This is a genomic window from Mesorhizobium sp. M0870, from assembly GCF_040319775.1.
Lineage (GTDB): Bacteria > Pseudomonadota > Alphaproteobacteria > Rhizobiales > Rhizobiaceae > Mesorhizobium.
In genome coordinates this window covers 1-26,910 of sequence record NZ_JAMYOI010000047.1, presented here as the reverse complement: position 1 = coordinate 26,910, position 26,910 = coordinate 1, and the positions used below count along the sequence as shown (strand labels likewise).

Sequence of the window (26,910 nt, the reverse complement as noted above, 5' to 3'; positions counted from 1 at the left end):
CCTGGTCATCCTCAATGCAAAAGCACGCGATGCGCGCAACGAGTTCGTAATTGCAACTTGACACCCCAGATAGTCGCTCTCCCCCCTCCGGAGGGAGAGGAAAGGGGCCTGGGTCGGCAAGCTCGCGCCTTTCCTCTCCCCCGTCGATCGGGGGAGAGGTGGCGAGCGAAGCTCGACGGAGTGGGGGTCGATCTTTCTTCGAAGCTCACCCCCTACCGGTTCGCCCACACCAATCCCGCCAGCCCGACCACCATGGTGACGACACCGATATACAGCCATTGCGACTGGCCGGTCATGAAGCTGCCGCCGACCACGCCGAGGCCTTGCAGCGACCACAGCGCGCCGACGGCAAGCACAATCAAGGCCAGCAGATTTTTGCTCATCCTCATTGCCGGATCTCCCTTTTCAAGTCGATTGGTTGCAGCATCGGGGCCGCGATAAAAGAGCCAAAGGAAGTGGTCCGACCGCGCCAGACTCTACTTGGATATTAATGTTCGATCTTGTCAAACGGATGCCTGGCAGCAGGACAAAGATCATCATTGACAGATCATCGCGCGGCGGAAAATCCCTGACAAACTGTTACCCAGCGACTCCAAACGTGTGCCATTGCCACGGAACCGCCAGATGACTGCCGCATTTCGCGCCTTATTTGGCACCTAACGGCTGGGGTCTGTCAAAAACGGAGCCATCCCCCAAATATGAAGAACCCAAAACAGACCGCGCTTGTCGCGGTAACGATCGCTGCTGGCCTGATGGTCGGCGCTTCTTCGGCAACCGCGGCCAGCCAGTGCGGCCGCGCCTCGTGGTATGCCCTGCACTCCAAGACCGCATCGGGCGAGCGCATGAACCCTTCGGCGCTGACCGCCGCCCACCGAACCTTGCCTTTCGGCACCAAGCTCCGAGTGACCAACAAGAACAACGGCCGCAGCGTCGTCGTGCGCATCAACGATCGCGGTCCGTTCATCAAGGGACGCGTGCTCGACCTGTCGAAGGGTGCGGCCGGCCAGCTCGGCTTCATCGGCTCCGGCCACACGTCCGTGTGCATGGCGCGCGTCTAGAGCTTCCTGTGTCCGGCAAGAGAGCCGGACACATTGCCTACACATTTCGGCTTACACATTTCGCAGTCGCACACTGAGCCGGCTGGCACCGTTCGGCCCCGATTTCCACGGCCTTGAACCAAAGAAGCATTGGTCACGCCGCGTGACGTATTGCATCGCAGCAATTAGTTGTTAACTTCCCCGCGAGACATCTAGGGCTCGGCGCGGCTCGTCGTCCCTTCGGTCGCAGGCAGCAGCGGGGTTCTCGATGTTCTACCAGCTCTATGAGATGAACCACGCGGCCCTGCAGCCGGCGCGCCTCTATGCCGACGCGGTGCGGATGTTTTACTCCAATCCGCTCAATCCGTTTTCCCACACGCAATGGGGCCGTTCGATCGCGGCGACGGCCGAACTGTTCGAGCGCACCACGCGCCGCTACGGCAAGCCGGCCTTCGGCCTGACCAAGACCGTGGTCGACTGGAAGAGCGTCGAGGTCACTGAAAAGACCGTCTGGTCGAAGCCGTTCTGCAATCTCGTCCGCTTCGAGCGCACTGTCCCCGCAGGACGCAAGCCCGATCCGAAGCTTCTGATCGTGGCGCCGATGTCAGGCCACTATGCGACGCTGCTGCGCGGCACGGTCGAAGCCATGCTGCCCTATGCCGACGTGCACATCACCGACTGGGTCGATGCCCGCATGGTGCCGCTGGCCGACGGCCAATTCGATCTCGACGACTACATCGACTACGTCATCGACATGCTGCACACGCTGGGGCCGGACACGCATGTGATGGCGGTGTGCCAGCCTTCCGTGCCGGTGCTGGCCGCCGTGGCGCTGATGGAAACGAAGGGCGATCCCTTCGTGCCCTCGACCATGACCTTGATGGGCGGCCCGATCGACACCCGCAGCAACCCGACCGCGGTCAATCTGCTGGCGCAGGAAAAGGGCATCGACTGGTTCCGCGACAATGTCGTGATGCATGCGCCCTGGCCGGTGCCGGGCTTCGGCCGCGAGGTCTATCCAGGCTTCCTGCAGCTGTCCGGCTTCATGAGCATGAACCTCGACCGCCACATCATCGCCCACAAGGACTTCTTCATGCATCTGGTGAAGCATGATGGCGACAATGCCGAGAAGCACCGTGATTTCTACGACGAGTATCTTGCTGTCATGGACCTGACGGCGGAGTTTTATCTGCAGACCGTCGACACGGTCTTCGTGCGCCAGGCCTTGCCCAAGGGCGAGATGACGCATCGCGGCACCAGGATCGATCCGTCGGCGATCCGCAACGTCGCGCTGTTCACGGTCGAAGGCGAAAACGACGACATATCGGGCCTTGGCCAGACCAAGGCGGCGCATGATCTGTGCCCCAACATCCTTGCAGACAGGCATGCCCACTACATGCAGCCGGCGGTTGGCCATTACGGCGTGTTCAACGGTTCGCGCTTCCGTTCCGAAATCGTGCCGCGCATCGTCGACTTCATCACCAGCTATGGCCGCCAGGAGCGTGTCGCGGTGAAACCGAAGCTGGTCCGCGCCGCCAAGAGATAATGCAAGGCCGCCCAAAATTGCGGGTTTTGGGACGATGACCTGCATAAACCAAGCTTAACGGCGATAAACCGTGAAATGGAACGGTAAAAGCCGGCTGGCTGGCCGATTCTGTTGCACAAGTGCCGCTGTCCAGCCCCTCGGGTAACCATGCCGACAATCCGACCGTCGTCGTAATTGACACGGACTGTAAATCCCCCTTAACCTTTCGTTAATAACAAAGGGTGAGCGGGGACAATGATTTCCTCATCGATGGCGCGACGGCTGCGCGTGTATGTGGCGGCCGGGCTGGCAATGACGGCGGGCTGGGCGGCACCGGCTTTGGCGGGTGGAGCGATGGCGACCGGGGGGCTCACCTCGCAGCCGATCGGCCACTATGATTTCTGCAAGCTGCATCCGGGCGAATGCTCGATCCGCCCGACCAATCTGGCGCCGGCCACGATGAGCGACGGGCTGATGCGCAAGCTTCTCAATGTCACCGCCAGGGTCAACGCCGCCGTCAAGCCGATGAGCGACATGGATATCTACGGCAAGGACGAGGTCTGGGCCTATCCCGACAAGGGCGTCGGCGATTGCGAGGACTATGTGCTGGAAAAGCGGCGCCAGCTTTCGCGCATGAGCATCTCGCTTGCCGATCTTCTGATCACCGTCGTGCGCAAGCCCGACGGCGAGGGTCACGCCGTGCTGACGGTGCGCACCGACGAGGGCGACTATGTGCTCGACAATCTGACCGACAAGGTCAAACCATGGGACGCGACCGGTTACCGCTTCCTCAAGCGGCAGGCGATCGACAACACCGGCCGCTGGGTCTCGATCCGCGGTGGCCAGCAGGTTCTGGTCGGCGCGGTGCAGTAATACGGCGTTTGCCGGAAGCATCCATCGCTTCGTCATCCTAGGGCGAAGCAAGAGCGAAGCTCCGTCACGGCGACTCTAGGCCACGCTCGATCGCTCCACTTCCTCAATATCATCCTCACTGACAACCGGCGCAAAAAGTTCATCGCTGATGAGCTGGTGCGTGCTCCTGGCAAACGAGAATAATCAATGAGATCCTATGTGATCAACCTGGACCGCAGTTCCGATAGACTGGTGCGGATGACTGATCGATTCGCGTCTGTCGGGCTTAGCTTCGAGCGAGTCTCGGCGGTGGACGGACGACTGCTGAGCCCGACCGACATCTCCGATGTCTACAAGCCCGTTTTCGGGGCGGCCACAATGACGCCGGAAGAGGTAGGCTGCTTCTTGAGCCATCGCCGGTGTTGGGAAAGGATCGCCTCGGAAGCAGACCCCTACGGCTGTGTTTTCGAGGACGACGTGTTGATGTCCAGGCATGCGGATCTGTTTCTTGGCGATGACACCACATGGATTCCAGCAGGCGCGGACATCGTAAAGATCGAGGCGATTGCTGGACGGGGGGTATGGCTTGACCGCGCTGTCAAGCTGCTGTCTGGAGACTTCAAATTGGGGCTTCTTCGCGGCTTCGCATTCGGGTCCGGCGGGTACATCCTCTCGAGGTCGACAGCCGAGCGCCTTCTATTGATCACGCGGGTATTCTCGGATGCCGTCGACCATGTGAAGTTCAACCCCGGATGTGGGATAGCTGACAGTCTGAAATCCTATCAGATGTTCCCGGGTCTCTGTATTCAAACCCAAGTCTTTTATCCCAAGGGGTCTAGTCTAGTCGATGCGCCTGCACTCGCCACCCATAGTGTACCGCGTTTTCCGGGGAGAAGTAGGCCATGGCTGGTACAGAAGAGCCTGCAGGCTTTTCGTCGGATGTCGCACAAGTTGCGTCGTCATCGACGAACCGTGATACTCTTTGCCGATGAGGGCTGCCCGGCAGAGCCATGAGATATCGGGAGTACACCCCGGTCGCTGGCAAACTCCAACCAAACGCCTGACGGCCCATCTGATCCTTGGGTCTGCGTGCCCGCTTCGCTCGTAGATGACAGAAGTTATATTTCTCCGTGAACCATTTCGCTCCGGCCTGCGACACACAGCCGTGAACCGAAACCAACCATGGAGACTTCAGATGACTGCTTTTCTGCGAAATACCCTTCTTGCCGCTCTCGCGGTGTCGAGCATGGCCGGATCCGCCATAGCCGATCAGACCACCACCAGCTGTGCCAAAACCAACCTCAACGACCTCTGGGCCGGCCGCTGTTGCGGTGATGCCGGGGCGTCGGACTGCCTGGGTGGCGGAAACAATGGCCATGGCGGCAATGGCGATCACGGCCGGGGCGGAAATGGCGGCACGGCCGGCAAGAAGTGATCTCACCACTGTGCCCGCTGGCGGTCCACCGGCGGGCAGTTTCCTTCTGAAGCAGGCGAACTTGCATCACGCTCGGATCGTCGGACTACGGCCGCTGGTTTAACGCCGCGCGGATCGATGCGGTGATGCGGCGAAGCTCGGCTTCGTCGAGTTTCTCGATGTTTTCCGCCAGCAGATTGGCAAGCTCGGTGGCGGCGGGGGAAAGACCCGACGTGTCGAGTTTTACACGCGGATGCGAGGCCTCGGCCAGCCGCGCCAGTTCCTCGGCATCGTCCCAGATGATGTTGAAATAGCCGATGATCTTCTGGATCAGCGTCCAGGTCGGGGCACCGCGCCTGCCATGTTCGAGCGCCGACAGATAGGCGGCGCTGACGCCGATCGCCGCCGCCATGTCCTTCTGGCGGACACCGCGTTCGCTCCTAAGCGTCCGCAGCTTCTCTCCGAACGGGGTCATGTCCCCACCCTCATGATAGAGCTCCTCACAGGCGCGCCCGCCGCAGGCGGATATAGAGCGCACCCGAACCGCCATGATTACGGGCGGCATGGTCGTGGCTGGAGACCAACGGCCGGAAGGCGGGCGTCGACAGCCAGGCCGGTACCGCGCGCCGCAACACCCCATCGCCGCCGGAGGACGAGCCCTTGCCGGTGATGACCAGGACATAGCGGATGCCGCCGGCATGCGCCCGGTGCAGGAACGAGAACAGCAGCGAATAGGCCTCGTCCTGCGTCATGCCGTGCAGGTCGACGCGGCCCTCGATCGGCAGCCGGCCCTTCGACAGCTTGTCCAAGGTCGGTTCGTCGAGCGCATGCGCGACATGCTGCGTCTTCGGTTTGGCTGCGCCGCCCGGATTGGCCATGGGCTGAACCGGTTGCGACTGACTTGGCCTGACCTCGGCAGGGATTTCAGGGATGTCGACGGCAAATTTGCCCTTCAGCGGTTTGGCCGTGCGCGCCACCAGGTTCCACAGAACCCGGTCGTCCTCGCTGAGCTTGTCCGGGCGCCGGGTCATCGGATCGCACCCGCAACGAGCGCGCGTGGGATCAGCGCATAAAAATCCGCGGCATTGCGGACCACGCCGGCGATCTCGCCCGCGGCATCGCCCGAACCGGCGAACAGGTCGCCCCGCGCCGGCCCGGTGATGGCCGAGCCGGTGTCCTGCGCGATCATCAGCCGGCGGAACGGTTCTGCGTCGAAAGCAGTGAGCGTCGGCGCGTCGATGTAAAAAGGCGTGCCGAATGTATGCAGCAGGCGGTCGACGGCGATCGAGCGGCCCGGCGTCAGCGGCACCTTGGCGGCGGCGATCGGGCCAAGGGCCGCGTCCTCGACATCGGCCTCGCGGAAGAAGATGTAAGAGCGGTTCTGCCGCAGGATCTCGTCGACGCGGTCCGGATGCGCCTTGAACCAGACGCGGATCGACTGCATCGTCACCTCCGCCAGCGGGATCTCGCCCAGCTCGCTTAGGATCTTGCCGGGCCCGGTGAAGCGCTGGCCGGATTTGGCGGCATAGGTGACGCGGACAAGCCGGCCGTCGGTCATGGCGAGGCGTGCGGCACCTTGCACGTGAATGAAGAAGGCATCGACCTTGTCGGCCAGCCAGGCGATTTCCAGACCCTTGCCGTCGAGCGCGCCACGCTCGATCTCACCACGGTCGGGATACTCGACCGGCCCGTTCGGCGTCTGACGCGCGAAAGCGAGGTAGGGATCCAGGCCGGGCGGCCGGTTCCCGTCGTCGATGTCGACGAGATCGGCCGGGCGCGAAAGCAACGGCACCGAAAACCGGTCCGTGCGCACCGGTGACGCCTCGACTTGCGGTTCATAGAAACCGGTGACGAGCCCGGCGCCGGCATGTTCGGCGGGGATAAGCGCCGGGACGAAATGGCGCTCGAAGAAGGCGCGGGCTTCCCCGCGGGTCGGCGACCGATTCGCCGGCGAAACGGTCCGGGCCTTGGCGTAGGCATCGGCAAAGGCGTCGAAGTCGATGCCGAGCGCACCACTGCGATAGGGTTTGGTCAGGACATGGAAGGCCGAGCGGCGAAAGGCGGCGAAAGCCGCCGAATGGTCGTCATCGTCCCAGCCGGGCAGGTCGCCGAAGGCTTTCTCGACAAAAAGTGGCGATAGCGACACCGGAGCCTCGCCGCGTGTTTCCGAACTAGTCTTCTTCCTCGGTGGCGACGAGCTTCCAGTTCGGGTCGCGCGAGCGCGTGTCGCGGGCGAAGGTCCAGACATCCTTGACCTCGGCGACGGTTTCCGGGTCGCCGTCGATGACGGCGCCGGCCTTGTCGCGGGTCGCCGAAATCAGCTCGCTGATGATGCGCAGCGTGACATGCGCCTCGCCGCCCTTCATCTCGGCCGAGACGATGTCGGCCTTGTCGATGCCGACGAAGGAGGACTGGATCTTTTCCGCCTTGGCCTCGCGCTCACCGATGGCGGCGACAAAGCCGTCATAGACCTCGCGCGACAACAGGTTCTTCAGCGTTTTGCGATCGCCGTCGGCATAGGCCATGACGATCATCGCGTAAGCCATCTTGGCGCCGTCGACGAAACCCTTCGGCTCGAAGGATGGATCATTGTCCTTGATCGTGCGCAGGCCCTTGTTGAGGTCGGTATCGGGCTTGGCGAAAGCGTCGATCGCGGCATAGGTGTCGGGAGCCGGCTCGCCTGGCGGGCGCTTGCGCGGCAGCGAGACGACGTTTTCGGATTTCTGGGCGGCATCCTTGTCGCCGGTGCGAGCCGCCGAATAGGGATCGAAGGGCGGCCGTTCGCTGCCGGTGCGGCGGCCCAGCACGTTGCGCAGCTGGAAAAAGATGACCACCGCCGCAATCAGAAAGAAAATCGTGCCGAAGTCGAAGAATCCCATATCTTCCGCCAATCAATCCTGCCCCGTGGCCGGACCGTCAGGCCCAATGGCCACGGTCGCATAGCGTTCAACATTCAAAGCATATAGAACGCAAGGCGCAATCATTCAAATCAAAGGCAGGCATACCTATCTAACAGCCTCAGTGCCAGCGGCGATTGCCAACTGGCGGCCAAAACAATCAAAACGATCATAGCGATCGAAAAAGGCTGGCAAGACTTGCGCATTTCGCTGCTTCCCTTCTTTCTCCTCGCGCTTCCGCTGCTGGAAATCGCCGGTTTCGTCATCGTCGGCCGTGAGGTCGGCGCGCTGGCAACGGTCGGCCTCGTGCTGGCCTCGAGCATCGCCGGCGTGCTTTTGCTCCGATACCAGGGCTTTGGTGTCATGGCTCGCATCCGCACCGAGATGGCCGCCGGCCAGAACCCAAGCCGCCACCTTGCGCACGGTGCCATGATCGTGGTTGCGGCGATCCTCCTGATCATCCCCGGCTTCATATCAGACATCATCGGCCTGCTGCTGTTCCTGCCGCCGTTGCGCGATTTTGCCTGGAACCGGTTCAAGGGCCGTATTGTCGTCGCCACCGATTTCTCGACCGGCGGTTTTCGCGGCCGCCAGCGCGACAGGGTCATCGACCTCGAAGACGGCGACTATTCGCGCGAGGACGATCTGAAGCGCGGCCCGGATCACAACTCGCCGTGGCGCCGCCTGAAGGACGATTAGGGCGCCGTCCCATCTACATCCCATAGCCGAGAAGCCAAGGCGGCAAACCTTGTCTTGTCATCCCCGCCATGGTAGCGAACGCCCGATTTCAATTCGGTCAGCGACGCTGCCCAGGCAAGAGGACAAGGCTAATGGCCAGCAAGGATGACGCGCCGGTCGGCGCAGCCAACGGAAACGGCAATACGGCGCAGCCGTCGCTCAACGTTCTGGCGCAGTATGTGAAGGACCTGTCGTTCGAAAGCCCCGGCGCGCCGAATTCGCTGCGCGGCCGCGACAAGGCGCCGGGCATCGCCATCAACGTCAACGTCAACGCCAACCCGCTCTCCGACAAGCAGTTCGACGTCAATCTGACGCTGAACGCCAAAGCGTCCTTCGACCAGGAAGTGCTGTTCAATGTCGAGCTGGTCTATGGCGGCGTGTTCGCCATCGCAGGCTTTCCGCAGGAGCACATGCTGCCGATCCTGTTCATCGAATGCCCGCGCCTTTTGTTCCCGTTCGCCCGGCAGATCATCGCCGAGGCAACCCGCAATGGCGGCTTCCCGCCGCTGATGCTAGACCCGATCGACTTCGCCCAGATGTTCCAGCAGAAGCTGGCCGAGGACGAGGCGTCCAAGGTCAAGGTGAGCTGAGGCCTGCTGTCATCGTTGTTGTTTCTGAGAACCCGGCCTTGTGCCGGGTTTTCTGTTTGGAAACGCTGGCGGGGCAGCGCCCCTTCGAGGTTGGCTGAAGGCCCCTCGCGTCTTCGTGATCCTAGGGCCGAGCAAGGAGCGTAGCGACGCAGCGCAGGCCCTAGGATCCATGCCGTGACATTCGCCTTAGAATGCAACGGATCAGAATGGCGCTTGTCCCCACGCCTGTGCTCGCTACGCTAAAACCATGACCGGTTATGTCTACATGACTGCGAGCCAGAAAGGTGGCACCCCTCTATATCGGTGTCACCAACGACCTCGGTCGCCGCATGCCGGAGCACAAGTCGGGCCAAGGCTCTAATTTCACCAGCCGCTACGGTGTTCAGCGGTTGGTCTGGTACGAGGAGTTTTTCGACATCACCGATGCGATCCAACGTGAGAAGTCCCTGAAGCGCTGGCCGCGCCAATGGAAGATCGAATTGATCGAAAAGGCCAATCCAGAGTGGTTCGAGCTGTTTCGCGGGACGGGGTGGTAACGCTCGGTTTCTTGCACCGCCGGAACATATCATCACCGTCACGGCATGGATCCTAGGGTCTGCGCCGCGTCGCTTCGCTCCTTGCTTCGCCCTAGGATGACCGAAGTTATCGGGTCCGCTGCCAATCTTGAGGGTCGGCCCTTCCAGCCTTGCCGCCATCGCTTCTCTAACTGCCAGCAGCAACCTTCAGCCACAACGCCTTCTCACCCAACGTCCCGACCATGCCGGCGTGCGCGGCGCGTTCGGCTTCGGTGAGGCGGGGCCGCAGGGGTGCCGGGCGCTGGCTGATGATGATCTCGATCTGGCGGACATTTTCGCCTTGCGCCGGCGCGGTGGCGCTGTCGAGGATAAGGGCCGCCTGCTTGCCGCCGATCAGCTCGATATAGACCTCGGCCAGCAATTCGGAATCGAGCAGGGCGCCGTGCTTGGTGCGCCTGGTGTTGTCGATGCCGTAACGCCGGCAGAGCGCATCGAGCGAATTGGGGCCCATCGGGTGCTTGCGGCGCGCCAGCGCCAGCGTGTCGACGACGAGGCCGTTGTCGATGACGGGGTGGCCCAGCCGGCCGAACTCGACGTTGAGGAAGCCGACGTCGAACGTCGCATTGTGGGCGACCAGCTTGGCGCCGTCGGTGAAGTCCAGCCATTCCTGCACAATCTCGGCAAAGGTCGGCTTGCCCGCGAGGTCCGCCGCGCTGATGCCGTGCACCGCCTGTGCCTCGGCATGGATCGCGCGCCCTTGCGGGTTGATGTAGTGGTGGAAGGTCTTTCCGGTCGGGAAGCGGTTGATCAACTCGACGCCGCCAAGCTCGATCACGCGGTCGTCGCGCGAATCGAGGCCGGTGGTTTCCGTGTCGAAGATGATCTCACGCATCGAATCAGTCGCTCCAAAGGAGCAGAATCATGAGACCGGAACAAAATGGCAATGGGAAACGAGCTGATCAGGGCAATCACTACAGGTTTGCGCTGCCCCTCATCGCACTGCCGGGCACTTCTCCCCCTATAGTGACGGGGAGAAGGACGCCTTCGCAAAGGATTTCGCCAATCTCCTGCGTTTGCAAGAGAGTAGCCGAGGTCGCGGCCAGCTCCTTCTCCCCGTCACTACACGGGGAGAAGATGATGCCGGCAGGCAGATGAGGGACGGCGCTGACGTTGACAGACGGCAGCCAGTGTCAATGGCCCGGCTTGCCGACCCCGATCAGTTCCGCAATGATCGCATTCACCTGATCCCGCGCGGCGTCCAGCCCCTGGCCGGTGTCGACGATGAAATCGGCCTGACGCCGCTTTTCCGCATCCGGCACCTGCTTAGTCAGGATCGACGCCAGCTTTTCCTCCGTCATGCCGGGCCGCGCCAGCACGCGGGCGCGCTGGGTCTCGGCCGACGCAGTGACGACGACGACCTTGTCGACGCGGTTGCGGCCGCCGGTTTCGAACAGCAGGGGAATATCGAGGACGGCGATCGGCGCGCCTGATCTACGATGCCTGGCCAGAAAGGCATCGGCGTCGGCGCGCACCAGCGGATGGATGATGGCCTCGAGCCGCTTCAGCGCGGCGGCGTCGCCGAGCACACGCGCGCCAAGCTTTGTCCGGTCGACCACCCCGGCAGATGTGGTGCCGGGAAAGGCGGCTTCGACCAGGGGCGCCGCCTTGCCGGCATAGAGGCGATGCACCGTCTCGTCGGAATCATGGACCGGCACGCCGGCGTCAGCGAACATCCTGGCCGTGGTCGACTTGCCCATGCTGATCGATCCGGTGAGGCCGAGCACGATCATGGTTTCGGCACCAGATCGGCAACGATCAGCGCCCGGAGTTCGGCCGTCACCCGCGGCCTGACGCCGAACCAGCGCTCGAAGCCGGGCACCGCCTGATGGAGCAGCATGCCGAGGCCGTCGACCGTCTTCAGCTTTCTCGCGCGCGCCGCGGCAAGCAGCGGCGTCTCCAGCGGCACATAGACGATATCGGTGACGATGGCGTGGTCCGGCAGCATAGCGGGATCGGCCGACAGGCCTTCATTGCCATGCATGCCAAGTGCCGTGGTGTTGACCAGCAGGCCTGCATCGCCGAGCAGTTCATCCGTAGCCGCCATGCCATGCGCCGACACGCCGGCGCCGAAACGATCGCGCAGTTCTATAGCCCGGGAGAGCGTACGGTTGACGATGCGGATGTCGGTCACGCCGCGCTCCTTCAGCGCATGGATGACGGCGCGCGACGCGCCGCCGGCGCCAAGCACGACCGCCGGGCCCTTGCTCGCCCAGCCCGGCGCATGATCGTCGAGGTTGGCGGCAAAGCCGTGACCGTCGGTGTTGCCGCCCCACAGGACGCCATCCTCGAACCACAGCGTGTTGACGGCGCCGATTTCTTGCGCCGCCTGGTCGCGGCGTTCGGCCAATGCGAAAGCCGCTTCCTTGTGCGGGATGGTGATGTTGCCGCCGCGGTAATTGTTTGCCTGCAGCGTTTTCACGAATACGGCAAAGTCTTGCGGCGCGATATCGATGGCCCGGTAGCTCCCGTCGATGCCATGTTTGGCCAGCCAGTGGCCATGAATCTTCGGCGAGCGCGAATGCTTGACCGGATGGCCCGACACGAAGGCTTTTTTCGACGCCTCAGCCATCGATCGCTCCCAGCGTGCGCAGTTCGGCCAGCAGCGGCAGAAGCGGCAGGCCGACAATGGTGAAATGATCGCCCTCGATTTTCTCGAACAATTGAATGCCTTCGCCTTCGATCTGATAGGCGCCGACGCTTCCCAGCGCCTTGGCGCCGACGCGGGCGAGATGGCGGCCGATGAAGGCCGGGTCGAGCTTGCGCATGGTCATCGAGGCGATGCCGACATGCCGCCACAAGACCTTGCCGTCGCGAACCAGCACCGCGGCGCTGTTGAGCTGATGGGTCTTGCCCGACAGCGCCAACAGATGACGGCGGGCGCCTTCCATGTCGGCCGGCTTGTGGAACACCTCGTCGCCGAGCGACAGCGTCTGGTCGCAGCCCAGAACCAGGGCGCCCGGCCTGCGCTCGCTGACTTCGGTGGCCTTGGCCTCGGCCAGCACCAGGGCGACGTCCTCGGGCGAGACGCCGCTGTCCTGCAAAGGCCCCTCGAGCGCGCGCTCGTCGACATCGGCGGGAACCGCCTCGACATCGACGCCGGCATTGACCAGCATCGCCTTGCGGAACGGGCTGCCTGAAGCGAGGATGAGTTTTTCAGTCATGGTTTTTACGCCTGGTTTTCTGGCACCGACTAGGGTGTTGAGATTCAGGTCAGGCCGAGTCGAAAATGGTGGCTTCCGAGAACCGGAGCGGAGCGTACTTAAAGTACGTGAGCACCGGAAGCGCAGGAAGCCGCCATTTGCAGGCCGGCATCACCTGAATATCGACGCCCTAGCGCGTCTTCCCCCGCAGGGCAACGATGGCCGCCGCCGTTTCCTCGATCGAGCGGCGGCTGACGTCGATCATCGGCCAGCCATGGCGCGTGCAGATCTTGCGGGCATAGGCGAGCTCTTCGCTGATCGCCGCGCGGTCGACATAATCCGATGCCTCATACGAGCTGCTGTTGCCGAGGATGCGGTTTTGCCGGACATGCGAGATGCGCTCGGCGGTGGCGATCAGCCCGACGATCAGCGGCTTGCTGGCGGCAACCAGGCTTTCCGGCACCGGCACGCCGAGCACGATCGGGATGTTGGCGGTCTTGATGCCGCGGTTGGCGAGATAGATGCTGGTCGGCGTCTTCGACGTGCGAGAAATGCCGATCAGCACGACATCGGCATCGTCCATATTGAGCGGCAATTGGCCGTCATCATGGTCCATGGTGAAATTGAGCGCATCGATGCGGCGGAAATATTCGGCGTCGAGGACATGCTGGGCGCCGACGCGGCGGCCGGCCGGGGTGCCGAGATAGGACTGGAACACGGTCAGCACCGGCTCCAGCACCGATACACAGGGCAGGCCCATGGCCGCGCAGCGCTCGTCGATGCCGCGCGCCAGCTTCTGGTCGACGACCGTATAGAGGATGATGCCCGGTTCCTCCTCGATGTCCTCGAACACCTTCGCCACCTGCTTTTCGGTGCGGATCAGCGGATAGATATGCTCTATGGCGCGCGCGTCCTTATACTGCGCCGAAGCTGCCCGGCCGGCGGCAAGCAGCGTTTCGCCGGTCGCGTCGGAAATCAGGTGCAGGTGGAAGAAGCTCTGGGGTTTGTTCACAGGGGTCACCTGGGGCTGTGGGCTTCTGTGGATAAAGCGGGATGAAAAGACTGGCCTGTCGGAGGCGACTGTATCAGATGGCAGTTTGTCCACAATTCGATGCGCTGTCAGCTTCGTCGGGCGACTGGGGACAAGTTTGGGGACGGCTTTTTTCGACTACGGTCCGTCCACAGGACCCGCCTTTCACCGCTGTGCCTAACACTTTGACTCGATTGATCGATTCGGAGCTATCCCCAGAACCCTACATCTGGGAAAAAGAAGCACGCGACAATATGTTGGCTGGTGTTTTCCGGGGCAAAGCGGGACAGGTGACAACCACCAGAACCAACAGACTCTTAGAATCAGAAGAATCTTAGATATAAGAATCTTTGATTATAGAAGAGGCTGGGAGAAGCGAGCGCCCGATGCCCCAGAACCGGATCATGCTGGATGTCCTGAAGGGCAAGGCTCATTTTCCGCCTCCGCTCTGGATGATGCGTCAGGCCGGGCGCTATCTGCCGGAGTATCGGGAGACACGCAGGCGAGCAGGCTCGTTCCTGGACCTCTGCTACGATCCTGACCTTGCGGTCGAAGTGACCTTGCAGCCGATCGAGCGTTTTGGTTTCGATGCCTCGATCCTGTTTTCCGATATCCTCGTCGTTCCGCATGCGCTTGGCCGTGACGTGCGCTTCGAAGAGGGCAGAGGGCCGCTGCTGACGCCGATCACCGCGCCGGAGATTTTGGCTCTGGAAGGCAAGGTGTTTCACGTGAATCTCGAACCGGTCTACGAGACGGTTCGCCGGTTGCGGGCCAAACTGCCCGAAGAGACAACCCTGATAGGCTTCTGCGGGGCGCCGTGGACGGTGGCGACCTACATGATCGCCGGCCATGGCACACCCGACCAGGCGCCGGCGCGGCTTTTTGCCTATCGCGAGCCGGTGGCGTTTCAACGACTGCTGAAGGTGCTTGCCGAACATTCGGCCGCCTATCTCATCCGCCAGATCGAGGCGGGTGCGGATGTGGTGCAGATTTTCGATTCCTGGTCCGGCGTGCTGGACGATGAAACTTTCGACCTGTTCTGCGTTCAGCCAATGGCCGAGATCGTTGGCCGGGTGCGGGCGGTTCATCCCGATGTTCCGATCATCGGTTTTCCCAAGGGCGCCGGTTCGCGCTACCGGACCTATCGGCAAAAGACCGGCGTAACGGCGCTGGGGATCGACTGGACGGTGCCCTTGGTCGCGGCGAAGGAATTGCAGCGCTCAGGTGCGGTTCAGGGCAATCTCGATCCCTTGCGGCTCGTGGCTGGCGGCAAGGCGCTGTCGGATGGCGTCGAGGCGATCCTGGGAGCGCTGGGAGACGGGCCGCTGATCTTCAACCTCGGCCACGGCATTACGCCGGAGACGCCGATCGCCCATGTCGAGGCGATGGTGAAACAGGTGCGGAGCGCGACACGCTGATGGCTCAGATGAACAACACGAACAGCACCGGCCAGGCGATGATGCGCATGACGATCGGTATCGCCGTACTGGTCGTTTTCACCGCGCTTTTGTATTTCGCGGCACCCGACAGTTTCTATCCCTGGGCCAAGGCGATCCATATCCTCGCCGTCATCTCATGGATGGCGGGCATGCTCTATCTGCCGCGGCTGCTGGTCTATCACGCCGATGCCGAGAAGGGCTCGGTGCAGTCGGAAACCTTCAAGGTGATGGAGCGGCGCCTGCTGCGGGGCATCATCAACCCGGCGATGATCGTCACCTGGGTGTTCGGCCTGTGGCTCGCCTGGAAGGGTTTTGGTTTCCAGGGCGGCTGGCTGCACGCCAAGATCGGAGCGGTGCTTTTGCTGTCGGCCATGCATGGCTATCTCTCGGGCGCGGTGCGCAAATTCGCCGAGGACCGCAATGAAAAACCGGCCAGGCACTGGCGAATGGTCAACGAGATCCCCACATTGCTGATGATCGCAATCGTCATCCTGGTGGTGGTCAAGCCGTTCTGATGCATGTCGATCAAAACGGCCAGGAGCCAGCGACAGGCATTGATGCGTTTTAAGCCTTCATAGGCCACGCAAAACGCAGCTTGCTCTTTCACCCGACCGACGATAAAAGACGGGTCTTCCTTCCCGTCATGCGCCGCCCCTCGTTGTTTTCGGCCGCGCCCGGCATTTGTCGCATCCCGCCGATATTTTCCCAAAGCCTACCCAGACTCCATCTATTCCCAGACTCAATCTACCAAGGTCCGTCTATGCAAGAAATGAAACTCGCTGAGTTCAAGAACAAGAAACCGCCAGAGCTGATCGCTTATGCCGAATCGCTCGAGGTCGAAAACGCCAGCGTCATGCGCAAGCAGGAGCTGATGTTTGCGATCCTGAAGAAGCTGGCCGCCCAGGAGATCGAGATCATCGGTGATGGCGTGGTCGAGGTGCTGCAGGACGGTTTCGGCTTCCTGCGCTCCGCCAACGCCAACTATCTGCCAGGTCCCGACGACATCTATATTTCGCCGTCGCAGATCCGGCGCTTTTCGCTGAAGACCGGCGATACGGTCGAAGGGCCGATCCGCAGCCCGAAAGAGGGCGAGCGCTATTTCGCGCTGCTCAAGGTCAACACCATCAATTTCGACGATCCCGAGAAGATCCGTCACAAGATCCACTTCGACAATCTGACGCCGCTCTATCCGACCAAGCGGCTGAAGATGGAAATCGAGAATGTGACCACCAAGGACATCTCGGCCCGCGTGATCGACCTGGTCGCGCCGATCGGCAAGGGACAGCGCGCTTTGATCAACGCGCAGCCGCGTACCGGCAAGACGGTTCTGATGCAGAACATCGCCCACTCGATCACCGCCAACCATCCGGAATGCTATCTGATCGTGCTTCTGATAGACGAGCGGCCGGAAGAAGTGACCGACATGCAGCGCTCGGTGAAGGGCGAGGTGATCTCCTCGACCTTCGACGAGCCGGCCGTGCGCCACGTGCAGGTCGCCGAAATGGTCATCGAGAAGGCCAAGCGCCTGGTCGAACATGGCCGCGATGTCGTCATCCTGCTCGATTCGATCACCCGCCTCGGCCGCGCCTACAACACCGTCGTGCCGTCATCCGGCAAGGTGCTGACCGGTGGTGTCGACGCCAACGCCCTGCAGCGGCCGAAGCGCTTCTTCGGCGCCGCCCGCAACATCGAGGAAGGCGGCTCGCTGACCATCATCGCCACCGCGCTGATCGATACCGGCAGCCGCATGGACGAAGTCATCTTCGAAGAGTTCAAGGGCACCGGCAACTGCGAAATCCAGCTCGACCGCAAGGTGGCCGACAAGCGCATCTATCCGGCCATGGACATCTTGAAGTCCGGCACCCGCAAGGAAGACCTGCTGGTTTCCAAGCAGGATCTGCAGAAGATTTTTGTGCTGCGCCGCATCCTGGCGCCGATGGGAACCACCGACGCGATCGAGTTCCTGATCGATAAGCTCAAGCAGACCAAGACCAATGCGGATTTCTTCGATTCGATGAACACGTAAAGGTCAGGCCGAAATCTTCCGGTCTGTGTATTGAAGCCCCATTCCGCGAAACCGGGATGGGGTTTTTCATTGTCCGGCGGCAAGTCGCTTTCCCGATATCGGGCGGCTGTATGTGGCGGCAGACGATTTCGCGTTCATGCAAAGCTCGTGTCTGCAAACTGGAAGCAGCGACGTGAAGAAGACAATCCCGACCCTGATCGGCTTTTCGGCCATCCTGACCTGGTCCTTCCTGGCGCTGCTGTCGACCGCTGCGGGCTCGATCCCGCCGTTTCAGCTGGCAGCCATGACCTTCCTGCTCGGAGGGCTGGTCGGCGCCGGCAGCTGGATTTTCCGCCCAGGCGCGATCCGGTCGCTGCGGCAGCCATGGCCGGTCTGGGCGATAGGCACGGCGGGACTGTGCATCTACCACTGCGCCTATTTTTTCGCGATCCAGTCGGCGCCGCCGGTCGAGGTCAGCTTGATCGCCTATCTCTGGCCACTGCTGATCGTTGTTTTCGCCGCCTTCCTGCCTGGCGAAAGGCTCCGGGTTCATCACATCGTCGGCGTCGTTCTAGGGCTTGCCGGCGCCATCGTGGTGATCACCAAGGGCGGCAATGTCGGCCTGGCCAATGGGGTGATGAAGGGCCATGTCATCGCACTGTTCTGCGCCTTCATCTGGTCCGGTTATTCCGTGCTGTCGCGCCGCTTCGGCCAGGTGCCGACCGATGTCGTGGCCGGCTATTGCTTCATCACGGCGGCGGTCGCTTTCTCGCTGCACCTGATGCTCGAGACCACGGTCTGGCCGCAGACGCCGATGCAGTGGGCGGCTATCGTCACTCTGGGGACGATCCCTCTGGGAGCCGGCTTCTATGCCTGGGATTTTGGCTGCAAGCACGGTGACATCATGATCCTTGGTGCACTGTCCTACGCCGCACCGCTGTTTTCGGTCATCGTGCTGCTGCTGGCAGGCTTTGGCGTCTTCCACTGGTCGGTGGCGCTCGCTTGCGTGCTGATCACCATTGGCGCGGTGATCGCCGCCAAGGATTTGCTGTTCAAGGCGAGCCAAGCCGCGTCTTCCACCGAGGCGTTCCCCAAGCAGGCGTAAGGCGCCTGATCTTTATTGGCGGCACAGAAGGCGCTCCAGCTCTTCCGGATCCGTCACAGCGGGAAGACAAACCTGGCCGGTGCAGAGCCAGGCGCCCGCTTTATCGGTCGGTGGTGGGATTTCCCCCGGGAGCAGGGTTCGATTCGCTACCGTACCGATCGGCAGGGTCATGTCGACGCGGCGTGGATCCGGGCTTCGATTCGCAACCGGAACGAGCCTTGGATCTGCGAGCTCATCCACCAACACCAGCTTGAGCGGCTCGATCGCCAGCGCGCAGGCGTTGACGATGCCGGCCTGGCCATAGGCCTGGTGTGCCGCGCGGCCGGCGGCATGCTCGGCGACGTGCCAGGCCCTTTCCTGCAGGTCGAGATTGCCGGTGACGGAGGCCAGCCGGACCAGCGCCTCGATGATCTGGCCGGTGGCGGAGGGAATGGCCTCGTCGACATCGCCGCGGATCCGGATCGGCACGTCGGTGCTGTCCGAGGCGGTCAGGTAATAACCTGTCTTCTCGCTATCGGCGTGCCAATGGTCGAGCTGCTCGACAAACCGGCCGGCTTGGTCGACATAGCTCCAATCCCCGGTGGCCTCGAACAGCGAGATCGCTGCGTTGGTCATGGCGGCATAGTCGCTGGACAAAGCAGGGAACAGTTTTCTGGCGCCGAGCATCGAATGCGGCAGACGGCCGTCGCGGCTGGCAGCGCGGATATGGGCAAAGGCTTTTGCCGCCGCATCGATCCAGTCAGGCCGCGCCAGCGACCGGCCGGCTTCTGCAAGCGCCGCGATCATCTGGGCGTTCCAGTCGGTGAGGGTCTTTGCGTCAAGGCCTGGCCTGACCCGCTCTTCCCGGACTGCAAGGAGTTTCCCCTTGAGCGGGCTGATCTCTTCGCGATCGATCACATATTGCGATTGCTGGGACAGGGTTTGGTGAACGACCGGCTTGCCTTCCCAGCCATGCGGGCTGGAGAGCGTGAAGTGACTGAAAAACAAAGCGGAATCGTCGCCGAGGGCAGCTTCGACCTCGTCTTTGCTCCAAGTGTAGAACAGCCCTTCCTCGCCATCGCTGTCGGCGTCGAGACTGGCGGCAAATGCGCCGCCGTCGACGCGCATTTCGCGCAGCAGCCAGTCGATCGTCTCTTCGATTCGGAACCGGAACAACTCGTTGCCGCTTGCGGCATAGGCCCAGTTGCAGAAGCGGATCAGCTGGGCATTGTCGTAAAGCATCTTTTCGAAATGCGGCACCAGCCATTCGGCGTCGGTCGAGTAACGGCTGAGCCCGCCGCCGATATGGTCGTAGATGCCGCCGCTCACCATCTGCTCAAGACTGAGTAGGACGTCGTCGCGGTGGCTGGCGTTGCCGTCGCGCAGCCAGGACAGCCACAGCGTTTGCATAAACGGTGCATTGGGGAATTTCGGCGCGCCGCGCAGGCCGCCGAGATCGCGGTCGATCATGCCGTCTATGCCCTTGGCAAGCTCAGCCAGCGTGCCGCGATCGAGCCCTGTTTTCGCATGCGAGCCGGCAAGCCGCGCCTCGACATGTAAGGTCAGGCCGTCGGCACTCTGGTTGAGGCTCGCCCGCTTCTCGCGCCAGGCCTTGTCCACCGCCTCCATCACCTGGATGAAACCGGGGCGGCCATAGCGTGGCTCGCGCGGAAAATAGGTGCCGCCCCAGAACGGCTTGCCGTCCGGCGTCAGGAACATGGTCAGCGGCCAGCCGCCTTGCTCGCCCATGGCGGAGAGTGCAGCCATATAGATCTGGTCGATGTCGGGACGCTCCTCGCGGTCGACCTTGATATTGACGAACAGACGGTTCATGACGGCGGCGACACCATCGTTCTCGAAGCTTTCATGCGCCATGACGTGGCACCAGTGGCAGGCGGCATAGCCGACCGAGAGCAGGATCGGCCTGTCCAGCGCCTTCGCCTCCTCGAGCGAAGCCGGCGACCAGGCGCGCCAGTGCACGGGATTGCCGCTGTGCTGCTGCAGATAGGGGCTGGCTTCTTCGGCAAGCAGGTTTGGCGCTGGCAGCGTCACTGGGCAAACTCGGGTGCGATTGGCTGATAGGCGTAAAGCTAGGGCGGTTCGGTAGAGCGGGCAAATGATTTCAGGCGGTTCCATCGTAGCGCTGTCGAGTGGCCGGCTTCCGGCCGGGGTTGGCGTCATCCGCATTTCCGGCGCGCAGACTCGATTCGTAGTCGAAACGATTGCCGGCAGCATGGTTAAGGACCGCTCGGCAGTTCTGCGCCGATTCAGGGCACCCGACGGGACCGTGCTCGACACCGGCCTGGTCGTTTTCTTTCGCGGTCCGGCCAGTTTCACCGGCGAGGACGTTGCGGAATTCCATGTTCACGGCGGTCGTGCCGTTGTGGCAAAAATGCTGGAGACGATCGCAGGCCTTGACGGCGTCAGGCACGCGGAACCCGGCGAATTCACGCGCCGGGCCTTTCTCAACGGCAAGGTCGACCTTGTCGAGACCGAGGCACTGGCGGATCTCGTCAACGCCGAGACCGAGGCGCAGCGGCGTTTTGCCGTTCAAAATGCCGAAGGCGTTCAGAGCGAACTCTATCTCGGCTGGCGCCGCAGACTGATCCATGCCCGCGCCATGATCGAGGCGGAAATCGATTTCGCCGATGAGGACGATGTCCCCGGTTCCGTTTCGGATACGGTCTGGTCCGATGTTAGGACGATGATCGGCGAGATCGATCGCCACATCGCCGGGTTTCGCGCCGCCGAGATCATTCGCGACGGCTTCGAGGTCGTTATCCTTGGCGCGCCCAACGCCGGTAAGTCGAGTCTGTTCAATGCCCTGGCCCGGCGGGATGCCGCTATAGTAACGGATGAACCCGGCACGACGCGGGATCTGCTTGAAGTGACACTTGATCTCCAGGGGCTGCGGGTCAGGCTTACAGATACGGCCGGGCTGCGCGATGCGCCGGGCAAGGTCGAGGCGATCGGCATCGAGAAGGCGAGGGCCAAGGCGCATGGCGCCGATCTGTTGCTGTTGCTGCAGGACGTTGCGGACCCCAGGGACATCGGTCTGCTACCGACCGGCGCTCCGAGCTTGCGGGTCGGCACTAAGCTTGATCTGCTGGAAGACCGCGCTGCAATCGATGCGGCCGCGGACTATGACCTCATCATTTCGGTAAAAAACGGGACGGGCGTGGAGAGACTGCTGGCGGAAATCGGCCGGCGAGCTGCGGAAGCAGCCGGCAGCGTCGGTGATGTCCTGCCATCGCGCCTGCGCCACGTCGAATTGCTTGGCGCAGCGAATAGGCACCTGCTTCGTGCAACCGACGGCCAGACTGTCGGGCAGGAATTGCGCGCCGAAGAGTTGCGGCTTGCCGCGGATCGCCTGGGCCGTATTGTCGGCGCCATCGACGTCGAGGACATGCTGGACGTGATCTTCTCGCAGTTCTGTATTGGCAAATGACTCACGTGAAACAATGGGTCGTCGAACAGGAATTGGTTTCTGGCGCAGAGGCTTGACGGCGCGCTTGCGGGCAATTGGCGGAAACGCTTAACGTTTCGTCAGCCACGGCGGAGCAGGGAGCGCAGCGACGCAGCGCAGACCTTAGGATCCATGCCGTGACTTGGAGCGTCGCAGCGGTGCTGAATTCTGTTGCGTCGCATTCCTCGATCTCGTTCACGGAATGGATCCTCGGGTCTGCGCGTCCGCTTCGCTCCCGCTCCGCCCGTGGATGACGAAAGTTGGCAGGGCTCCGGCAAAAGGTCCCATTCCAAATGATTCACGTGAAACACCGCTGCAATCCCCACCACCTTGTTTCACGTGAAACTCGCTGCGGAGTTTTCTTGACAGCACTGCTCTGCAGGGACATGTGTCCCTCAATCTTTTTTGAGTCTGGGACGTGTTGGAATGACCAATCACTATGATGTGGTTGTGGTGGGCGGTGGTCACGCGGGTTGCGAGGCGGCCAGTGCTGCCGCACGCGCCGGTGCCAGAACCGCGCTGGTGACGCTGCGCTTCGACACGATCGGGGTCATGTCGTGCAATCCGGCGATCGGCGGGCTCGGCAAGGGCCACCTGGTGCGCGAGATCGATGCCATGGATGGCCTGATGGGGCGCGTGGCGGATGCGGCTGGCATCCAGTTCCGCCTGCTCAACCGCCGCAAGGGTCCCGCCGTGCGCGGGCCGCGCACGCAGGCCGACCGAAAGCTCTATCGCCTCGCCATGCAGGAAGCGATTCGGCAGCAGAACGATCTCGACGTGGTCGAAGGCGAGGTTCTGGACTTCGAAATTGTCGCCGGCCGGATCACGGCCGTTCTCCTGGCCGATGGAAGGCGGCTTGCCTGTGGCGCTGTCGTCCTGACGACCGGGACTTTTCTGCGCGGGCTTATCCATATCGGCGAGAGGAAGATTATTGCCGGCCGCATGAACGAGCAGGCCAGTCTTGGTCTGTCGGCAACGATGGACCGCGCCGGCTTCAAGCTCGGTCGGCTGAAGACCGGCACGCCGCCACGGCTCGACGGCCGGACCATCGACTGGGCGTCGCTGGAAAGCCAGGCGGCGGATGAGAATCCTGTGCCGTTCTCGCTGATGACCGACCGCATCACCACGCCGCAGATCGAGTGCGGCATCACCCGCACGACGACGGCCACGCATGAGTTGATCCGCGTCAATCTTGGCCGGTCGGCCATGTATTCCGGCTCGATCGCGGGCGTTGGGCCGCGTTATTGCCCGTCGATCGAGGACAAGATCGTCAAGTTCGGCGATAGGGACGGGCACCAGATCTTTCTGGAGCCGGAAGGGCTGGACGACGATACCGTTTATCCCAATGGTATTTCGACCTCGCTGCCCGAAGACGTACAGCTCGATATATTGAAAACCATTCCGGGGCTGGAGCGCGCAACCATGCTGCAGCCCGGCTATGCCATCGAGTATGATCACGTCGATCCGCGCGAACTGCATCAGACGCTGGAGACGAAGCGCATCAGGGGTCTTTTCCTCGCCGGGCAGATCAACGGCACGACCGGCTATGAGGAAGCAGCCGGGCAAGGCTTGCTCGCAGGCCTCAATGCGGCGCGGCGGGCGGCGGGGAGCGAGCAGATCGTGCTCAGCCGCACCGAAGCCTATATTGGGGTGATGGTCGACGACCTGACCAGCCGGGGCATCAGCGAACCCTACCGGATGTTCACCTCTCGGGCCGAATTCCGGCTGTCGCTGCGTGCCGACAATGCGGATGAACGACTGACGCCTCTGGCTGCAAAGCTGGGCATCGCTTCGGCACAGCGCATGCAACGCTACGGGCAGGTCATGCAAAGCCTGGATGAGGCGCGGGACTTGGCGAAGTCGCTCGCCCTGACGCCGAACGAGGCGGCGCGACACGGGCTGGACATCAACCGGGATGGCGTGCGCCGGTCCGGCTATGAATTGCTGTCCTATCCTGACGTCGATGTCGCCTGGCTGGTCGGCGTCGATCCGCGCTTTGCGGCGATCGACGGCAAGACGGCGGAGCGCCTCGAGACGGAAGCGAAGTATTCTGTCTATCTCGACCGCCAGAAGACTGACGTGGCGCAAATCCGGCATGAGGAGAGCCGGCTTATCCCCGAGACGGTCGATTTCGCCGGAGTGCCGGGTCTGTCGAACGAGCTGAAGCAGAAGATGCAGGCGCGGCGGCCGCGCTCCATCGCTGATGCCCAGCGCATGGAAGGCATGACGCCGGCGGCGCTGGCGATCATCGTCGCGCATGTCCGTCACGCGGAAAGCACCCAGCGCCCACAAAAGGAAGTTGCGTGAGTTCTATTTCCCTAGAGAGCCTGCAGGACGCGGCAGGCCCGGTTTCACGTGAAACATTCGATCGGCTGGTGGCCTTCGAGCAGATGTTCCAGAAATGGAATCGCAGCATCAATCTGGTGGCGCAATCGACGTCGGGCGATGTCTGGCAGCGCCATATCCTGGACAGCGCCCAACTCGGACGCATAGAACCGGTTGCCACGCGCTGGGTGGATCTCGGCTCGGGCGGCGGATTTCCGGGCCTTGTCATGGCTTTCCTGCTTGCCGAGCGCGACGGCGCCAGCATCGACCTGGTTGAAAGCAATCGCAAAAAGGCGTCCTTCCTGCAGACCGTCGTCGGGCAGTTCAGGCTGCCGGCGCGAGTCGTGGCGCGCCGCATCGATGACAGCCATGCGCTTGTTTCGACACCGCAAGTTGTCACGGCGCGGGCTTTGGCCTCGCTTTCGACCTTGCTGGACCTGTCGGCGCCATGGCTGACGTCAGGCGCGCGCGGCCTGTTCCACAAAGGCCGGGATTACCGCGCCGAAGTGGAAGAAAGCGTTCACCGATGGTCCTTCGATCTGGTAGAACATCCAAGTGTGACCGACCCGCATGGGGTCATCCTTGAACTGTCCAACCTGCGACCTGTCTGATCCGCGACGTGTCAGACGCTTTGGCGATCCCAAAATGAACTTCTGGCATAGACCCATGATGAAGAATGGCCCCCGAATCATCACCGTAGCCAACCAGAAGGGCGGTGTCGGCAAGACAACGACCGCCATCAATCTGGCGACCGCGCTGGCCGCGATCGGCGAAAAGGTGCTGATCGTCGATCTCGATCCGCAGGGCAATGCCAGCACCGGTCTCGGCATCGACCGCAAGGACCGCACGGTGTCCTCCTATGACGTGCTGACCGGCGAACTGGAACTGGAGGCCGCGGCCATCCCCACGGCGGTGCCCGGCCTGTCGATCGTGCCGTCGACGCTTGATCTGCTCGGCATTGAAATGGAGATCGCCTCGGCGCCCGACCGCGTGCTCAAGCTGCGAAATGCGCTGCGCGCCGCGACCGACCGCGGCGCGCCGTTCGGCTATGTGCTGATCGACTGCCCACCATCGCTCAACCTTTTGACTTTGAATTCAATGGCCGCGGCCGATTCTGTTCTTGTGCCGCTGCAATGCGAGTTTTTCGCGCTCGAAGGTCTCAGCCAGTTGCTGGAGACTGTCGAGCAGGTGCGCCGCTCGATCAATCCGGATCTCACCATCCAGGGCATCGTGCTGACCATGTATGACGGCCGCAACAATCTCGCCAACCAGGTGGTGCAGGATGTGCGGGCGCATATGGGCGACAAGGTCTACGAGACCGTCATTCCGCGCAATGTGCGGGTGTCCGAGGCGCCGTCCTACGGCAAGCCGGCGATCCTCTATGATTTGAAGTGCTCCGGCAGCCAGGCCTATCTGCAACTGGCGTCGGAAGTGATCCGCCGCGAGCGCAAGTTACGCGCCGCTTGATTAGGCCGGATGCATAGCTAAAAGCCGATTCGATACCGAAACGATTTGGAATAGCCAACTGGAATAAAGATGAGCGAAGACCTTTCAAGAAAGAGACTGGGGCGTGGACTGGCTGCGCTGATCGGCGAGATCGATCGCCCCGCAGCGCCTGAGAAGCCCGGCACGAGCGCCGACGGCAAGGTGCCGATCGAGTTCCTGACCCCCAATCCGAAAAATCCGCGCCGGCATTTCGGCGACGCCGAGCTGACCGATCTTGCCCAGTCGATCCGCGAACACGGCGTCGTCCAGCCGGTGGTGGCGCGGCCTTCGCCGACACAAGCCGGCCGCTACGAGATCATCGCCGGCGAGCGGCGCTGGCGCGCGGCGCAGCGCGCCGGGCTGTCCGAGATTCCGGTCATCATCCGCGAGGTCAACGACCGCACCGCGCTCGAACTGGCGATCATCGAGAACGTCCAGCGCACCGACCTCAATGCGGTCGAGGAAGCGCTTGGCTATCAACAGCTGATCGATGAGCACGGCTACACCCAGGCCGATCTCGGCCAGGTGATCGGCAAGAGCCGCAGCCATGTCGCCAACACGCTCAGGCTCTTGAAGCTGCCGGACGTGATCCGCGACATGCTGGTCGACGGCGCCCTGTCGGCGGGTCATGCCCGCACGCTGGTGACGGCGGAAGATCCGGCCGGCCTTGCCAAGCGCATCGTCGAAGAGGGCCTTTCGGTGCGCCAGGCCGAAGCGCTGGCGCAGATGCCGGCCGGCACCAGCAGCGCTAGGGAAGCCAAGCCGGCGCCAAGTCCTGACGAAAAGGACGCCGACACGCTGGCGCTGGAGAAGCTGTTGACCGACACGATCGGCATGATTGTGTCGGTGGATCACAAGGGCAAGGGCGGCGTGCTGCGGGTTTCGTACCGGTCGCTGGAACAGCTTGATGAGCTGTGCCGCAGGCTGAAGCAAGATCGGTAATTAGCCGGCGAATTAACTCCTGGCTTAAGGTCCAGCTGAGCTGGTTGGCACGGGCTTAAGAGGCATAAAGGGCTGGCGGTTGCCGGCCCTTCTCTTTGCGGCGCCTATGTTTGGCGAACGCGGCGAAGCTGCCAATCTCCCCCCCTCGTGGGCAGGGCTATCGCATATGGATTCTTGCGAAGAAGAACCCCCACCCTAACCCTCCCCACAAGGGGGAGGGAACGCTGCCGCGTGCCTTTAATTCTTTCTTGGCGCCGAAAAGACAGGCGATGCTCCTGGGCCAGCGCCAACGGAAGTCTCCCTCCCCCTTGTGGGGAGGGGTTAGGGGTGGGGGTCCGTGCCGGGCAGACATCTCAGGAATTCCAT

The 26,910-nt window shown here is 62.5% G+C and carries 27 protein-coding genes and 1 pseudogene; 17 read left to right on the top strand and 11 right to left on the bottom strand.

Going from position 1 to position 26,910, the window contains the following annotated elements; all coding sequences use genetic code 11:
• Positions 1 to 212 precede the first annotated feature (212 nt).
• A complete protein-coding gene (locus NKH97_RS31695; protein WP_352799735.1) occupies positions 213 to 389 on the bottom strand; it encodes a hypothetical protein in 177 nt (58 codons plus the stop codon).
• 309 nt (positions 390 to 698) lie between these two features.
• On the opposite strand from NKH97_RS31695, the gene NKH97_RS31690 reads away from it, so the two are divergent.
• From NKH97_RS31690 to NKH97_RS31670, 5 genes are all read left to right on the top strand, one after another.
• Positions 699 to 1,058 carry a septal ring lytic transglycosylase RlpA family protein gene (locus tag NKH97_RS31690; protein WP_127297693.1) on the top strand — a complete coding sequence of 120 codons (360 nt, stop codon included), beginning with the start codon at positions 699 to 701 and terminating at the stop codon, positions 1,056 to 1,058.
• Between the two features lie 247 nt (positions 1,059 to 1,305).
• Positions 1,306 to 2,583, top strand: coding sequence for a polyhydroxyalkanoate depolymerase (locus tag NKH97_RS31685; RefSeq protein ID WP_352799733.1), 1,278 nt, complete (start codon positions 1,306 to 1,308; stop codon positions 2,581 to 2,583).
• Between the two features lie 234 nt (positions 2,584 to 2,817).
• Positions 2,818 to 3,435, top strand: coding sequence for a transglutaminase-like cysteine peptidase (locus tag NKH97_RS31680; protein WP_031213661.1), 618 nt, complete (start codon positions 2,818 to 2,820; stop codon positions 3,433 to 3,435).
• A 186-nt stretch (positions 3,436 to 3,621) separates the two neighbouring features.
• Positions 3,622 to 4,428 carry a glycosyltransferase family 25 protein gene (locus NKH97_RS31675; protein WP_128305612.1) on the top strand — a complete coding sequence of 269 codons (807 nt, stop codon included), beginning with the start codon at positions 3,622 to 3,624 and terminating at the stop codon, positions 4,426 to 4,428.
• A gap of 181 nt (positions 4,429 to 4,609) precedes the next feature.
• Complete coding sequence (locus NKH97_RS31670) at positions 4,610 to 4,849, top strand: hypothetical protein (protein WP_352799730.1); 240 nt, start codon at positions 4,610 to 4,612, stop codon at positions 4,847 to 4,849.
• An 85-nt stretch (positions 4,850 to 4,934) separates the two neighbouring features.
• Here NKH97_RS31670 and NKH97_RS31665 read toward each other — a convergent pair whose 3' ends face one another.
• From NKH97_RS31665 to NKH97_RS31650, 4 genes are read right to left on the bottom strand one after another with little or no spacing between them, the layout of a single operon-like run.
• Complete coding sequence (locus NKH97_RS31665) at positions 4,935 to 5,303, bottom strand: helix-turn-helix domain-containing protein (RefSeq protein WP_352612580.1); 369 nt, start codon at positions 5,301 to 5,303, stop codon at positions 4,935 to 4,937.
• A gap of 25 nt (positions 5,304 to 5,328) precedes the next feature.
• On the bottom strand, positions 5,329 to 5,859 hold the full coding sequence (locus tag NKH97_RS31660) for a Smr/MutS family protein (protein WP_352799728.1): 531 nt from the start codon (positions 5,857 to 5,859) through the stop codon (positions 5,329 to 5,331).
• Complete coding sequence (mltA, locus tag NKH97_RS31655; protein WP_352799726.1) at positions 5,856 to 6,974, bottom strand: murein transglycosylase A; 1,119 nt, start codon at positions 6,972 to 6,974, stop codon at positions 5,856 to 5,858. Before mltA ends, NKH97_RS31660 begins: the two co-directional genes overlap by 4 nt.
• A gap of 25 nt (positions 6,975 to 6,999) precedes the next feature.
• On the bottom strand, positions 7,000 to 7,707 hold the full coding sequence (locus NKH97_RS31650; RefSeq protein ID WP_352799724.1) for a Tim44/TimA family putative adaptor protein: 708 nt from the start codon (positions 7,705 to 7,707) through the stop codon (positions 7,000 to 7,002).
• 216 nt (positions 7,708 to 7,923) lie between these two features.
• On the opposite strand from NKH97_RS31650, the gene NKH97_RS31645 reads away from it, so the two are divergent.
• From NKH97_RS31645 to NKH97_RS31635, 3 genes and pseudogenes are all read left to right on the top strand, one after another.
• Positions 7,924 to 8,424: an FxsA family protein gene (locus NKH97_RS31645; RefSeq protein ID WP_352723039.1), complete on the top strand. Its 501-nt coding sequence runs from the start codon at positions 7,924 to 7,926 to the stop codon at positions 8,422 to 8,424.
• A 131-nt stretch (positions 8,425 to 8,555) separates the two neighbouring features.
• Entirely contained in the window at positions 8,556 to 9,053 is a 498-nt protein-coding gene (secB, locus tag NKH97_RS31640) for a protein-export chaperone SecB (protein ID WP_352799722.1), read from the top strand.
• A 247-nt stretch (positions 9,054 to 9,300) separates the two neighbouring features.
• Positions 9,301 to 9,589: pseudogene (locus NKH97_RS31635) on the top strand (GIY-YIG nuclease family protein).
• Positions 9,590 to 9,755: 166 nt separating this feature from the next.
• Here the strand turns inward: NKH97_RS31635 and dnaQ are convergent.
• From dnaQ to NKH97_RS31610, 5 genes are all read right to left on the bottom strand, one after another.
• On the bottom strand, positions 9,756 to 10,460 hold the full coding sequence (dnaQ, locus tag NKH97_RS31630; RefSeq protein ID WP_352612574.1) for a DNA polymerase III subunit epsilon: 705 nt from the start codon (positions 10,458 to 10,460) through the stop codon (positions 9,756 to 9,758).
• A 298-nt stretch (positions 10,461 to 10,758) separates the two neighbouring features.
• On the bottom strand, positions 10,759 to 11,358 hold the full coding sequence (gene coaE / locus NKH97_RS31625; RefSeq protein WP_352799720.1) for a dephospho-CoA kinase: 600 nt from the start codon (positions 11,356 to 11,358) through the stop codon (positions 10,759 to 10,761).
• A complete protein-coding gene (locus tag NKH97_RS31620; RefSeq protein ID WP_352799718.1) occupies positions 11,355 to 12,197 on the bottom strand; it encodes a shikimate dehydrogenase in 843 nt (280 codons plus the stop codon). The genes coaE and NKH97_RS31620 overlap by 4 nt, the downstream gene beginning before the upstream one ends.
• Entirely contained in the window at positions 12,190 to 12,789 is a 600-nt protein-coding gene (locus tag NKH97_RS31615) for a Maf-like protein (RefSeq protein ID WP_352799716.1), read from the bottom strand. Before NKH97_RS31615 ends, NKH97_RS31620 begins: the two co-directional genes overlap by 8 nt.
• A gap of 169 nt (positions 12,790 to 12,958) precedes the next feature.
• On the bottom strand, positions 12,959 to 13,873 hold the full coding sequence (locus NKH97_RS31610; protein WP_502897117.1) for a pyruvate, water dikinase regulatory protein: 915 nt from the start codon (positions 13,871 to 13,873) through the stop codon (positions 12,959 to 12,961).
• A 311-nt stretch (positions 13,874 to 14,184) separates the two neighbouring features.
• Between NKH97_RS31610 and hemE the strand changes: the two genes are divergently transcribed.
• From hemE to yddG, 4 genes are all read left to right on the top strand, one after another.
• Positions 14,185 to 15,216: a uroporphyrinogen decarboxylase gene (gene hemE / locus NKH97_RS31605; RefSeq protein WP_023813413.1), complete on the top strand. Its 1,032-nt coding sequence runs from the start codon at positions 14,185 to 14,187 to the stop codon at positions 15,214 to 15,216.
• On the top strand, positions 15,216 to 15,752 hold the full coding sequence (hemJ, locus tag NKH97_RS31600; RefSeq protein ID WP_352799714.1) for a protoporphyrinogen oxidase HemJ: 537 nt from the start codon (positions 15,216 to 15,218) through the stop codon (positions 15,750 to 15,752). The genes hemE and hemJ overlap by 1 nt, the downstream gene beginning before the upstream one ends.
• A gap of 245 nt (positions 15,753 to 15,997) precedes the next feature.
• Positions 15,998 to 17,263, top strand: a complete 1,266-nt coding sequence (gene rho / locus NKH97_RS31595; protein ID WP_013528732.1) for a transcription termination factor Rho — start codon at positions 15,998 to 16,000, stop codon at positions 17,261 to 17,263.
• A 172-nt stretch (positions 17,264 to 17,435) separates the two neighbouring features.
• Entirely contained in the window at positions 17,436 to 18,347 is a 912-nt protein-coding gene (gene yddG, locus NKH97_RS31590; RefSeq protein ID WP_352799711.1) for an aromatic amino acid exporter YddG, read from the top strand.
• Between the two features lie 12 nt (positions 18,348 to 18,359).
• Here the strand turns inward: yddG and NKH97_RS31585 are convergent, their stop codons facing one another.
• Positions 18,360 to 20,378, bottom strand: coding sequence for a thioredoxin domain-containing protein (locus tag NKH97_RS31585; protein ID WP_352799709.1), 2,019 nt, complete (start codon positions 20,376 to 20,378; stop codon positions 18,360 to 18,362).
• A gap of 64 nt (positions 20,379 to 20,442) precedes the next feature.
• Here NKH97_RS31585 and mnmE point away from each other — a divergent pair, with 64 nt between their 5' ends.
• The 5 genes from mnmE (at position 20,443) to NKH97_RS31560 (ending at position 26,544) form a co-directional block, all read left to right on the top strand.
• On the top strand, positions 20,443 to 21,774 hold the full coding sequence (gene mnmE / locus NKH97_RS31580) for a tRNA uridine-5-carboxymethylaminomethyl(34) synthesis GTPase MnmE (protein ID WP_352799707.1): 1,332 nt from the start codon (positions 20,443 to 20,445) through the stop codon (positions 21,772 to 21,774).
• Between the two features lie 444 nt (positions 21,775 to 22,218).
• Positions 22,219 to 24,099, top strand: coding sequence for a tRNA uridine-5-carboxymethylaminomethyl(34) synthesis enzyme MnmG (mnmG, locus tag NKH97_RS31575; RefSeq protein ID WP_352799706.1), 1,881 nt, complete (start codon positions 22,219 to 22,221; stop codon positions 24,097 to 24,099).
• On the top strand, positions 24,096 to 24,728 hold the full coding sequence (gene rsmG, locus NKH97_RS31570) for a 16S rRNA (guanine(527)-N(7))-methyltransferase RsmG (RefSeq protein ID WP_031213658.1): 633 nt from the start codon (positions 24,096 to 24,098) through the stop codon (positions 24,726 to 24,728). The genes mnmG and rsmG overlap by 4 nt, the downstream gene beginning before the upstream one ends.
• A gap of 55 nt (positions 24,729 to 24,783) precedes the next feature.
• Positions 24,784 to 25,584, top strand: a complete 801-nt coding sequence (locus NKH97_RS31565) for a ParA family protein (protein WP_352723055.1) — start codon at positions 24,784 to 24,786, stop codon at positions 25,582 to 25,584.
• 69 nt (positions 25,585 to 25,653) lie between these two features.
• Entirely contained in the window at positions 25,654 to 26,544 is an 891-nt protein-coding gene (locus NKH97_RS31560) for a ParB/RepB/Spo0J family partition protein (RefSeq protein WP_352799704.1), read from the top strand.
• Positions 26,545 to 26,910: the final 366 nt, after the last annotated feature.